Below are 12261 nucleotides of genomic sequence, written 5' to 3'. Positions count from 1 at the left end.
TTCTGATGAATAAGAAAGTCTTAATCGTGGATGATGATCCACGCAATATATTTGCACTAAAACTAACCCTTAAGGCCCGTGGGTATGCAGTTGAATCCTGTACAATGGCTCAGGAAGCTTTAGAAATTCTGAAGTCAAATCCTAAGTTTTCTGTTGTTCTTATGGACATGATGATGCCTGGGATAGACGGGTACGAAGCCGTAAAAATGATAAGGAATACACAGGAAATCAAACATGTGCCGGTTATAGCTGTCACTGCACAGGCAATGCCCGAAGACCGCCAGAAATGTATGGAAGCAGGAGCTGATGATTACATATCAAAACCAATTGATGTAGATCTGTTAATAACGGCAATAGAAAAACTTTCATAGATGCTGGAACCAAGTATCATAAAAGATGAAGAAATAGAATATCTCATCAGAGATGTTTATGAGAGGTATGGCTATGACTTTTCCGGTTATAGCAGAGCTTCATTTAAAAGACGAGTGAACCGTATATGTCTTTTAGACAGGTTTACCAGTTTTGCGGAGCTCAGATACACCGTTATGAATGATGCTGAGTACTTAAAACGTTTTGTAGAAGAAGTTACAGTAAACGTTACGGAAATGTTCAGAGATCCTTCTTTTTTCAAAACACTGCGGGACCATATACTGCCTCAGTTAGGTACCTATCCGCTAATCAGGGTATGGATTGCAGGATGTTCAACAGGAGAAGAAGCATATTCTATAGCCATTCTGCTGAAAGAAGCCGGCCTTTACAGTAAATCTCTGATTTATGGGACCGATTTGAATCCCGCTGTTCTTGAAACAGCCAGAGCTGGTATTTTCCCTTTGCAACAGATGAAACTGTACTCGGAAAACTATATGCTTTCAGGCGGATTAAAAGACTTTTCGGATTATTATACCGCCAATTATGATAGTGTAAGATTTGATAAAAGCTTGCAGGAAAAATTGATCTTATCAACACATAACCTTGTGTCAGACAGTTCTTTTAATAGTTTTCAGCTCATTGTGTGCAGGAATGTCTTAATTTATTTTGACAGAGAACTTCAGGAAAGGGTATTCAGGCTTTTTGATGATAGCCTGGAGAATTTAGGTTTTCTCGCATTGGGAGCAAAAGAGACTCTTCGGTTTTCTGCTATTGACAAAAACTACCATCAGGTTGAAGATCAGAAAATCTGGAAAAAAATTGATCACCATTAATAATTACCGGAATGAAATCACAAACCAATACAGAATTAATTGTTATCGGAGGATCAGCAGGAAGTTTACAGGTCATTATAGAAATGATCAAAAACCTGGATCATGCGATCCCTGTTCCCATTGTACTTGTGATCCATCGTAAGGCTCAATCCGGAGATATTCTGCGGACGTTACTGCAGCAGTTTACGAAAATACCGGTCATAGAGGTTGAAGATAAAACTGCAGTTGAAGATAACACAATATATATTGTTCCCGCTGATTATCATTTGTTGTTTGAGAATACTCAATGGATGTCATTAGACAGCTCAGAAAAAATGAACTATTCCCGCCCATCTATAGACGTTACTTTTAAGTCTGCGGCAGAAATTTATGGACAAAATGTAATAGGCGTCCTTTTATCGGGAGCTAATGCTGATGGGGTAGAAGGGTTGAGCTATATTAAGAGGAATAATGGGCAGGTCTGGATTCAGGATCCGGAAACAGCAGAGGTGGAATTTATGCCTAAACATGCCATAGAAGCAATTGAATATGATTTAATTATCACACCCGCAGGTTTAGCGGATTATATAAATCAATTATAATATTTAAGAATAGAATAATCTACATAATATGAGTAAAAAGAGAATTTTAATTTTTGATGATGAAGCGGCTATTTTAGAGGTCATCACCATCATATTTGAAGAAAACGGATATGATGTCAGAATTTCAGAGACTTCACACGATATCCTTGAGAAAGTGGCAGATTATCAGCCGGATGTTATTCTGATGGATAACTGGATTCCCAAAATAGGAGGGGTAGAAGCTACAAAACTTCTCAAAAGCACCGAAGAATTTAAACATATTCCGGTAATTTATGTTACCGCTAATAATGATATTGTTGCTTTAGCATCGGAAGCAAAAGCTGATGATTATGTTTCAAAACCTTTTAATCTCGATGATTTGGAAGCAATGGTAGCGAAACATTTAAAAGAACAGGTATAAAACCTATTTTACATTAAAAAAATGAAGATCTCTCAAATATTTGGGGGATCTTGTTATTTTTTTTCCAGTACTGAATTGATTTGTTCCCTTGTCAAAGGACGGGTATTGGCTTCATGAATTAAAGAAACCAATAAAAGATATAGTTCGGGATTTCCCATGACAACCTCAGAAAATGTTTTAACCAGAATTAATTTTCTGGAAACAATATTTTGTGCAGCAATATATTCATGGCTCACATCGATGTCTATCTTCAATTCTCTTTTTATGGTTAAACTGAAGTACTTATCAATATAATTTTTATCTCTTACCAAATCTATTGGTTCAGTTTCTATATGATCCATATGGTTATTTTACTTCTTCTTATTTTTCAACAATTATTATACCGTATTAGATGTTTAATATACCAGAATGGGTGATCGGAAAACGTGAGTTACCAAAAGATCAGGGTATTGTTTCTTTATAGTCTTGATATATATACCATGATTTAGGTATATTTGTAAACTATTTAACAGAGATGAATTACACGCTTATTAAAGATTTTATAGATCTGCTGGAAGAGTTTGAAACTGAAGCCAGCACCAGTCCAGAATCGTATCCGGTAACTATTCAGGGCTTTAAAGCATGGATTTCTGATCAAGAGAATATTGAAGAAAATCAAACTGAAGAACCTTACTGGGAAGGAAAGGAGAATGGAAGAACACCGGAGAGCGCCATCAGTACATTACTTGTTCACCTTAACCGGTATGCAAAAACTTACTCAAAGTCTGCCATCTCAGATTCTGAATTTTCTACTCAGGAAGACTTTATTTATCTGATTAATCTTAAAGCTTTTGGTGAGATGACAAAAATGGCTCTCATCAAAAAAAATATTCATGATAAGCCCGTAGGTATGCTGATTATTGCCAGACTTTTACGACAGGGACTTGTTGAACAGACAGACTCTGATTTAGACAAACGCAGTAAATTGATCCGTATCACCGGAAGAGGATTGCAGATCCTGGAAAATCAAATGGAAAAAATCCGTCAGGCGACCAATATTGTTGCAGGAAATCTCAACTATTACGAGAAGATGGAACTTATACGAATTCTTAACAAACTGGACCGTTTTCATTATCCTATTTTTTCACGAAATATCAATCCTGATGAGCTTATCAATACGGTGTATGATGAGTATGCATTTAAATCATAGGTTAAACGAGCTATACAAATACTTCTATATCTTTCAATGGCAAAATAATGATAGATGGGATTAATGCTGGTGTATTATCCAGCTCATCCATTGAGTTTTTATATTCTTGACATTGCCCTAAATTCGGTAGGCCTCATATTAGTTAGTTGGTGAAAATTATTGCTGAAAGCTGCAATATTGGAATACCCAACTTCATAAGTAATCTCAGTCATATTCAGGTCGGTATCTTTAATTAATTCCATAGCCCTGATAATCCTAAGCATTTTTATATACTGAATAAAAGTGATATGAAGTTTTGTCTGAAAAAGCCTCGTCAGACTTCTTACACTCATTCCTGATTGTTTTGCGGTATTCTCTAAGGTAAGCTTTTCATTTAACTGACTTCTGAGATGATCTGTAACAGCATTAAGCCGCTGATCATCGGTTGTAGGAAGCTGAATTGAAAACTTTTTGAGATTTTCTTTCGATATCAGGCTTTTTAGTGTTGTAAGAAATTGAAATTCCCAGGAACCTTTATAATAATCTCCCTGCCATTTTTCGCTGAAAGTAAGCATTTCTGATAACAGGTTGCTCACCGGATAAATTCCCAGTTCATTATAAAATCCGTCAGACTTTTCTTCTGGAAAATAGATGTTAATAATATACAGATCCTGAGTATTAAACATCAGATTATGGGGGTATTTTCTTGGTATCCAGATGTAATGGCTTGACGGAATATAAAAATCCTTCTCCGCGGTCTTCAGATAAGCAATTCCACCAAAAACCAATAATAATTGTGCTTTATTATGCTGATGAGGAGGCATCTGCTGTTCAGTTTGCTGTCGTACCACCAGAATAGAATCTGGATTTTGGTCTACACTGTCTAAAAGCTGCTTAAGAATTTCCATATGGCCAAATATAACAAATCTTAGGCTAATTATATTAAAAGATAGTTTTCGTTCATGAATAATTTTGCTACTGTAAATATTAACAGAGTTATGATAAAACACACAATAGCAACCCCCGATCAAGACCCCGAAATTGAAACAAAAGATAAAACTTTCGATCATACAGACTGTTATCCGGTTTACCCTATCGAACAAATTAATTTCTACCGATTTGACTATTCCTATCCTTTTATGCCTATGATTGATCTGGCTTTAATCTTTGATGAATTGGGAAAAATGATAGCAGATTGGCTCTTTACAAAAAGAGAAAATAGAAACACTTACAAAAAAAAATGATCATGAAATCCTATAAATTAATTCCAATATTGGGAATAGTATTGTTGTTACCCGTATCATATCTTCATGCTCAGAATACAACAGCCACTCTGATGAGTCTGGAAGAAATGTGGAAAGCTGCCGAAGTGAATAATCGTCAACTGAAACTGTCAGATTTACACCTTCAGCAAAGTAAGATAAAAGTACTTGAAGCCAAAGATCATTTGTTGCCGGAACTTTCGTTAGGTGGAGATGTAAAGCTCAATTCCAGATTTCTCCTTTATAATGAAGGTTTATTCTCCTCTCCACAGAATGTACCTGTTAAAAGCTATGGTTATGGAGCAGGATATAGCTTAAATTTTAATCTCTTTAATGGTGGAAAAGAAAGAATAAATATTAGAATGAAGAGGGAAGAAGAAGTACGCGGGCAATATGAAGTTCAACTGGAAAAGCACAGTGTGAAATATAATATTGCAGTTGAGTATTTTGATCTCTATAAGTTTTTGTATTTCCGTGATTTTCTCTTTGCAGAAATTGCTGCAGAGAATAAGCAATTATCACTTATCGAGAGTTTGCACCAAAACGGAATTGTACTAAAAAGCGATGTGATCCGAACCTCTGTAAAATTATCCCAGCTGGAACTTAGTCTGTCTGATATAGAAAAGAAAATAGATATCAGAAAACAACGTCTGAATGTGTTGATGGGGCGGGATCAGACGGAGCAGCTGGAAATTGATTATAAAAGAAGTCAAGAGATGGAAAGTATTCAGGGCAGCGATTATACCGGTTATCTGGATATTGCACTCAATCAGTCACCTGAGCTTAAGCTGATGGACAGCGATATTAAATCGAGCGAATTAAATATCAGCCAGGCTAAAGCCGCACGTTTGCCTAAAGTGTCATTGTATTCAACTTATAACTATACCTATCCCCAGATCTCATTCTATCCTTACTCAAATGATGTATGGGGATTCGGGCAAACCGGAATTAAAGTGCAGTTTTCCATAGATAATTTATACAAAAGCAAACATTCCATTGCCCTGGCACGGATTATCAATGGCGAGGCTAAAGAAAAAGCCGATAGTAAAAAAGCCGAAGTTTCCCTTCAGATAAAAGAAGCTTACCTCCAGCATGAACAAGCTTTGGAAAGTGTGAAAACCGCAGATAAAAATATCTTAAAAACTACGGAAACTCTACGGGTTATCAGAAACAGTTATCTCAATCAGGAATCCCTGCTGACTGATCTTCTGGAGGCAGAAAATGCTTTGCTGGAAGCAAAATTTAATCTAATAACTGCACAAACAAACGTAAGGCTTAGCCATATCCGGCTACTGGCAATTGTAGGAATTCTTTAAAAAAATAATTATGAACAAAAATAAAACAGATCAATTGATTGTAAACGTAACTAAGTGGTTGGGAGCCGTATTATTAACAGGGATCTTCATATGGGGGATCTTATATTTCATAAGGCAATATCACTACGAAGAAACCAACGATGCACAGGTAGATGCCTATTTATCTCCTATCAATGCAAAAGTAGGTGGTTACATCAGCAAGATCTATTATAAAGACAATCAACAGGTACAAAAAGGCGATACACTTGTCGTTATTGAGCTTGATGAATATGGTTTAAAAAGAGATGTTGCATCAGCAGAACTGGCCGGTTCATATGCTAAACTCCCTATTTTGGCGGCCAGTGAAGAAACACAACTAAAGAGTATTGAGGTTATAAAAGCACAACTGGCGGGGGCAGATGCAAAGCTGAAGCAGCAAAAAAGAGAATTTGATCGTTACAAAAACCTTCTGGCTGACGAGTCAACCACACCACAAAAATTTGATAATGTAAGCACTGTTTTGTCTATCACACAATCTGATTACGCACAGACAATGGCCACTTTGCGGGTTGCCGAATCAAAGCTTAATGATCTTCATGCACAGCGAAATGCAACAGAAGCTGAAATAAAAATAAAGAAAGCTTTGGTGAAACGTCAGGAGCTCGACATTAAATATACTGTAGTTACTGCGCCTTTTGATGGCCAGATCGGCAAAAAAACCATTCAGGAAGGACAATTGATACAGTCGGGCCAGACGCTGGCATTTCTGGTCAATAAATCAGAAGAAAAGTGGGTGATCGCCAATTTTAAGGAAACGCAGGTGGGCAGCTTTAAAACAGGTCAGGCTGTAACGGTAGAAGTAGATGCTTTTCCGGATGAACAATTCAGAGGAGTTATTGAATCACTTGCGCCAACAACGGGGTCAAGATATTCATTACTGCCACCCGATAATGCTACCGGTAATTTTGTGAAAATCATACAGCGCATTCCTGTACGCATCAGACTGAGAGATACTTCTGAAAAATTGGGAAAACTTTCTGCAGGAATGAATGCCAATGTTTACGTTTTAAAAGATTAATTATGCAGGCACATAAAATTCCGGTTTTTAAACTCTGGGTTTCCGAATGGCTGGCAAGATCTGTAATATTTGCCATTCTGATGACCTGCCTCTTTAGTTTCGCTTACTATAGCAGTCCTGTTTCTGCAATGGGTTTTTATGGCGTACAAGTTACTGACGTTCAATATGCCATGGTCGTTATTTATGGTTCGACCGTAGCCTTTTTAGCGCTGGATTTTCGTATTGTAAAATATTTTGCTCCGAGGAAGTATTTGTTGACAGCATTTTCAGCCAATATTATATGCTCCGTTATCTGTTTTTACTCCAAAGACTGGACACTCTTTGTAATTTGTCAGTTTGTGCAGGGAATTACCTGTGCGTTGACCTCTGGAATCGTCTTACAGCTTATCTTTCCAAGATTGCAGTCCACACGTGCCCGGATAATCACATATAGTCTTTTATATGGAAGTATACAAATCGCTGTCCCGTTCTATTCCATCTATTCCAGTATTGTACTTCATTTTTATGATTTCAACCAGATGTTTTACGGTTTTATTATGATACTTATTTTACTGATATTGGTTGTATTGGCAACAATGAACGGTAAGGCCAGGTTTACCAGAAAAATACCTCTGTATCAGGTAGACTGGGCCGGTTATTTATTTTATGTCTCTTTTATTTTGATTCTGGGATATATCCTCGTATATGGACGGCAATTAGGTTGGTATGATAGTCCGTTAATTGCTCTGCTTAGCCTAAGCAACCTAATTCTTCTTGTACTTTTTGTTGCCAGAGAATTGAAGCTTAAACGTCCATTGATTAATTTACAAATTTTCAGGACGAAAAATTTTGTAATTGGGTTGCTGTTACTTTTTCTGTTTTATATTTTCAAAGGAAGTACAGGGCTTGCTTATGGTTATCTTGAGGCTATTTTAGGTAACGACCCGCTCAGTACCATACCGATTTGGATAACTGTAATTGCAGGAACTACATTAGGGATGTTTGTTACCTCCCGGCTGATACTTATGGGTTTTAATCTGATTAGGATCATTATCGCAGGATTTGGTTTTATGGCCCTGTACTATTTATATATGCTGATTTTTATCTCTGTTCAGGGGAATACAGCAGATTTCATTCTGCCTATGTTTATTTACGGTGCAGCGACAGGTATTTTATTTATTCCTATTGTTTCATTTACTATATCCGCTGCACCACCAAAGATTGCCAGTAATGCATCACTTATAGGAATATTGGCAAGGTTCGTCGGTTTTACTGCCAGCCTGGCTGTCAATAATGAACTTCAACTATTTGCTAAATCGGCTGTGAGGGAAAAAGTCAGGGAAACATTAACAGAAACCAATATCCAATTGCCTGTTACATTAATGGATATTCAAAATCACTATATGAATGCAGGTAATGATATATATACTGCAAAAGCAGCTTCAGCAAACCACTTCAATGTATTGGTCCGGCAACAGATTTTGGCGCGTGCTACCCGGGATTATTATGACTTGATGCTGTTGGGCGTGATGTGTGTTATCATGATGCTCGTTTTGTTTCCACAGATTCAACATGTGATACTTAGACTAAGGAAAGGAAATATACCGTATTAGAATATATGCTCAATTAAATAGTACAAAAGCTGTAAATATTTTACAGCTTTTTTTGTTTCATGCAGGGGAGTGAAAGTGCTAAATAATCATAATCTGTACATTATCTATTGACTACATGGTAAAAACTAACCTGATCATCTTCTTTGCTTGAAAGCATCTGAATAGTAGTAATGCCAAAATCCTTTTTAGCATCTTAAACTCATAAAAATCTATCGGGATATCGAAATCTATCGATAGGTTATGTTTTGCATGATTGTGAAAAATCAACAATTTTGCAAAAAATTATTATTGACCTGATGTTTACATCAATGAAAACAAGATTCTAAAAACACATTTGCTTAACCCCTCGGACACAATTTATTTTATTGGTTGGCTGCTACATTATTAATAAATGTGCATTTTGTTCAAGATATTATTTTCATTTTGAAATCCGGTTTATAAATTATTAAAATGATTTATGAAAGGCTGTTTAACCCTATCATTTAATAGTAAGGATTAAAACAACCTTTATTACCTCAATTTTTTAAGTGAGAATATGAGAAAAAAAATACATAAAACACTGGTTTTGCCTTGTTGCTTCCTTATTAATGCATTGAATGGTCAGGTTGGAATGGGGACAAATAATCCACAAGGAATTTTACATGTAGATGGAGCTAAAGATAATTCAGCTTCAGGAGCACCAACAGCAATACAGGTTTCTAATGATTTTATCGTAAACAAAACAACAGGGTTCATTGGTGCAGGAGTTCTTAATCCTCAGGTTCAGTTCGATATCAGATCCTCAGGAACTGAAAATGCTCTTGGTCTGGGGACAACAACAATGTCGGCAGCAACAGCAGGTGCAGGTGCTACACGATATGATGTAAACAATATACCGGTAGGCGCTAAAATTGAAGTATCTGATGGCGCAGTATGGCACAAAGCATATATTGCTCCCCAAAAAGCTGTGATCGTTGTGCGTAAAATTGTAAGTCAGTCTATACCCTCTGCTTCTGCCACAACCATTATTAATTGGAACGAGGTACGTGATATGAGCAATAGCTTTGATCCCAGCTCTGGTGAATTTACAGCTCCCCGAAATGGAACATATACTTTTTTATTAACATTCAATTTTAACGGAGCAGTTATTAGTGACGGTTCAAGAGTTGAGTCACAATTTTATAATCCCACTACAAGCACAGTTCTTGCCAGTGTATATAAAACTTTCGGCCAGTCTATGACAGGTACAGCTGATGACGCAAATTCAACACGCTCAACACAGGCTGGAGGATCGAGTACCGTTACCCTTACTCTTACTGCGGGGACTAAAGTAAGTGTCAGATTATATCAAAATCTTACTTCAGGTTCTATTCCGCTTAGAGTGACAACTGATTCTTCAAATCCTGCAAATCCAGATGATGGATTTAACAATTTAACCATAATAGAACATTAAGATATAGATTATGAAAAAAAAGATCAATATAACTTATAAACTATTGGCTTGTATTTTAGTTTTTTCTGCAACTGAGACCTTTGCACAAACAGGATTTTTTACTCCTACACCTGCACAGCCTTTGCATATAGACGCTGGAAAAGATAATGGCTCTGCACCTGATGCAACAAAAATATCGAATGATGTTGTTATTACGTCAGATGGCCAGGTGGGCTTTGGACTTTTAAATCCCGTTACTAAAGTTGATCTGAGGTCTTCATCTGACCAGGGAATTATTGGTTTAGGGAATAGTACACAAACGCCTTCTGCAGCAGGAGGAGGAGCAATACGTTACAATAACAGTGGATTTTTAGAATATTCTGACGGTGAACAATGGATCGCATTGCCACTTGCCGCTCCAACAAAAGCACTGGTAAATGCCAGTAAAGGTTCTGCACAAAGTATTCCAAGTGCAACTTCAACGGTTATTACAGGTTGGACAGAAACAGTTGATTTAGGTGCTGGCGTTGGTGGAGATTTTGACCCTTCCACAGGAATTTTTAAAGCTCCCCGTGATGGTTTTTATCTGGTTTCTTTCAACATTACCCTGGCCAATGGAAATATCCCTAAAAATACATTCATGGAAACTGCAATAGAAAGCAGTCAAAGTACAGATAACATTCCTGTGTTTAAAACAATAAATTCTTATCCTGCTTTTCAGGCTGGTGCAGTAAGTAATTATATAAGTGGTAATTGTAATGCTATTTTCAATCTTAAAAAAGATGATACGATAAAATTCAGCATTAGGCATAATATAGGCAGTGCCCGAAATACGTTGAATGACAGTAGATTAAATAACTTAAGTATCAGTGAATTATAAAATACATAATAATGGGACGAAAAAATAAAATAAAAAAATTGATCAGTGCTGTTATTGTTTTGTCACTGAATGTAACCTATATAAATGCTCAAATTGGAATAGGAGTTTCAAACCCGACAAATCCTCTTGAGGTTAAAACAGATGCCGGTAATATTATAATCAATAGCTCCGGAAAAATGGGTACAATGGTTGCCAGTCCTAAGGTAGCTCTGGATCTGCGCGGTGGAACAAATAGTTCTGTAGCTATTGGAAATACTGTAAAAACAGCTGCACAGGCTGGTGCAGGGGCATTACGGTATATTGCAAGTCCGGCAATAGGGGTAAAGGGATATTTAGAATTTTCAGACGGTTCAAATTGGGTTAGTTTTTTTCCTAAAGGGAAACCGCGTATTATAGTAATGGCAAGTAAAACTACTCAGGATACTTATGTGTTTGAAAGCGCAACCCCTTCAGAAATAGGAACAAAATCTGGCATAGTTCAGAGAAGATCCTCTTATTTAACGAACTGGACTGAAAAATTAGACTCTGATTCAGGAGTTCCAACCTCAAATTTCAACCCGGCTACAGGTGAATTTACAGCTCCACGTGATGGCGTTTATTTTGCAACTTTTACTTTTGCATTACAATCCAGCCAGGTAAATACCGGAGCTAATAATCAAACAGAAGCAATTTGGGAAGTCAGAGATTCTGCTGGCACCATTACACAAAGAATAAAAACAAATAACGGATATGCTTCTGATACCGGAGCAAGTCCCAACGCAGTACCGGTGGGTTCAGCCTGTACAGTTAGTGTATACCTGAATAAAGGCAGCAAATTAAGACCTTTTACCTGGATTACAGTAGCCTTTGATGGGACAACCAGTCAGTTTGATGTTTCAGGAAGCGGTGCTTATAATGCGCTTACCATAGTTGAACAATAAAGATATTTCAATAGGTTTCAAACAATCTAATTGTATTTTTTTCAGTCTCCCAATCTGATTTTGGGAGACTTTTTGAACAAAAAAATAAACTTAAAATAAAAACCTGCAACTCATATGAATTGCAGGTTTTATTTTGGAGAATACAGTGTTCTAACTTAATATTTCACATGGTGCAATACAAATCACCCAAGGACATCTCTTGATTCCCGGAGGTGGACAGCAGGCTTCAGAGCAACTCAATGCTCCGCCATTAATATTCTTCAACTGATCTCTTGAAATTTTTTTAGAATTTTTCATAGTCAAGTAATTGAATTAAACTAAAACTTAGGGCTGGTTTCCGCCACCGCATCCGTCATATGGCATACATTGCCATTTTCCGCCAATTAAACAAAGCTGTCCGCCTCTGCAGTCAATTCCACCCTTAATTGTTTTCAATTCCTGTCTTTCGATTTTCTTTAAATTTTTCATAATA

The 12261-nt window shown here is 36.8% G+C and carries 16 protein-coding genes; 12 read left to right on the top strand and 4 right to left on the bottom strand.

Going from position 1 to position 12261, the window contains the following annotated elements:
* Positions 1-5: 5 nt before the first annotated feature.
* The 4 genes from ACLMCG_RS04115 to ACLMCG_RS04100 are packed head-to-tail and all read left to right on the top strand — an operon-like array spanning position 6 to position 2183.
* Positions 6-371 carry a response regulator gene (locus ACLMCG_RS04115; RefSeq protein ID WP_413958888.1) on the top strand — a complete coding sequence of 122 codons (366 nt, stop codon included), beginning with the start codon at positions 6-8 and terminating at the stop codon, positions 369-371.
* Positions 372-1202 (top strand): CheR family methyltransferase, encoded by an 831-nt coding sequence (locus tag ACLMCG_RS04110; protein WP_223598995.1) that lies wholly within the window; start codon positions 372-374, stop codon positions 1200-1202. It abuts the gene before it with no gap.
* A gap of 11 nt (positions 1203-1213) precedes the next feature.
* Positions 1214-1783, top strand: coding sequence for a chemotaxis protein CheB (locus ACLMCG_RS04105; protein ID WP_223598994.1), 570 nt, complete (start codon positions 1214-1216; stop codon positions 1781-1783).
* 28 nt (positions 1784-1811) lie between these two features.
* Complete coding sequence (locus tag ACLMCG_RS04100) at positions 1812-2183, top strand: response regulator (RefSeq protein ID WP_223598993.1); 372 nt, start codon at positions 1812-1814, stop codon at positions 2181-2183.
* Between the two features lie 53 nt (positions 2184-2236).
* Here the strand turns inward: ACLMCG_RS04100 and ACLMCG_RS04095 are convergent, their stop codons facing one another.
* Positions 2237-2524: a hypothetical protein gene (locus ACLMCG_RS04095; RefSeq protein WP_413958887.1), complete on the bottom strand. Its 288-nt coding sequence runs from the start codon at positions 2522-2524 to the stop codon at positions 2237-2239.
* Positions 2525-2697: 173 nt separating this feature from the next.
* On the opposite strand from ACLMCG_RS04095, the gene ACLMCG_RS04090 reads away from it, so the two are divergent.
* Positions 2698-3372, top strand: a complete 675-nt coding sequence (locus tag ACLMCG_RS04090; RefSeq protein ID WP_223598991.1) for a MarR family winged helix-turn-helix transcriptional regulator — start codon at positions 2698-2700, stop codon at positions 3370-3372.
* A 98-nt stretch (positions 3373-3470) separates the two neighbouring features.
* On the opposite strand, the gene ACLMCG_RS04085 is transcribed toward ACLMCG_RS04090, so the two are convergent.
* Positions 3471-4259: a helix-turn-helix domain-containing protein gene (locus tag ACLMCG_RS04085; protein WP_413958886.1), complete on the bottom strand. Its 789-nt coding sequence runs from the start codon at positions 4257-4259 to the stop codon at positions 3471-3473.
* Positions 4260-4313: 54 nt separating this feature from the next.
* Here ACLMCG_RS04085 and ACLMCG_RS04080 point away from each other — a divergent pair, with 54 nt between their 5' ends.
* From ACLMCG_RS04080 to ACLMCG_RS04050, 7 genes are all read left to right on the top strand, one after another.
* Positions 4314-4595 (top strand): hypothetical protein, encoded by a 282-nt coding sequence (locus tag ACLMCG_RS04080; protein WP_413958885.1) that lies wholly within the window; start codon positions 4314-4316, stop codon positions 4593-4595.
* A gap of 2 nt (positions 4596-4597) precedes the next feature.
* The gene (locus ACLMCG_RS04075) at positions 4598-5929 is read left to right on the top strand and encodes a TolC family protein (protein ID WP_413958884.1); all 1332 of its coding nucleotides are present in this window, start codon (positions 4598-4600) and stop codon (positions 5927-5929) included.
* A 10-nt stretch (positions 5930-5939) separates the two neighbouring features.
* Entirely contained in the window at positions 5940-6986 is a 1047-nt protein-coding gene (locus ACLMCG_RS04070; protein ID WP_413958883.1) for an HlyD family secretion protein, read from the top strand.
* A gap of 2 nt (positions 6987-6988) precedes the next feature.
* On the top strand, positions 6989-8578 hold the full coding sequence (locus ACLMCG_RS04065; RefSeq protein WP_413958882.1) for an MFS transporter: 1590 nt from the start codon (positions 6989-6991) through the stop codon (positions 8576-8578).
* Between the two features lie 535 nt (positions 8579-9113).
* The gene (locus tag ACLMCG_RS04060) at positions 9114-10010 is read left to right on the top strand and encodes a hypothetical protein (protein ID WP_413958881.1); all 897 of its coding nucleotides are present in this window, start codon (positions 9114-9116) and stop codon (positions 10008-10010) included.
* A 10-nt stretch (positions 10011-10020) separates the two neighbouring features.
* Positions 10021-10869 (top strand): hypothetical protein, encoded by an 849-nt coding sequence (locus tag ACLMCG_RS04055; RefSeq protein ID WP_223598984.1) that lies wholly within the window; start codon positions 10021-10023, stop codon positions 10867-10869.
* Positions 10870-10880: 11 nt separating this feature from the next.
* Positions 10881-11789: a hypothetical protein gene (locus tag ACLMCG_RS04050; RefSeq protein ID WP_413958880.1), complete on the top strand. Its 909-nt coding sequence runs from the start codon at positions 10881-10883 to the stop codon at positions 11787-11789.
* Positions 11790-11939: 150 nt separating this feature from the next.
* Here ACLMCG_RS04050 and ACLMCG_RS04045 read toward each other — a convergent pair whose 3' ends face one another.
* Together ACLMCG_RS04045 and ACLMCG_RS04040 are read right to left on the bottom strand one after the other, a co-directional pair.
* Positions 11940-12086, bottom strand: a complete 147-nt coding sequence (locus ACLMCG_RS04045) for a bacteriocin-like protein (RefSeq protein WP_167375285.1) — start codon at positions 12084-12086, stop codon at positions 11940-11942.
* A gap of 27 nt (positions 12087-12113) precedes the next feature.
* The gene (locus tag ACLMCG_RS04040; RefSeq protein ID WP_002980068.1) at positions 12114-12257 is read right to left on the bottom strand and encodes a bacteriocin-like protein; all 144 of its coding nucleotides are present in this window, start codon (positions 12255-12257) and stop codon (positions 12114-12116) included.
* Between the last annotated feature and the right edge of the window lie 4 nt (positions 12258-12261).

It is taken from the genome of Chryseobacterium sp. S90, from assembly GCF_047444895.1.
Lineage (GTDB): Bacteria > Bacteroidota > Bacteroidia > Flavobacteriales > Weeksellaceae > Chryseobacterium.
Note: the sequence above shows the minus strand (reverse complement) of the source record. Positions and strands in the feature narration are given on the sequence as shown.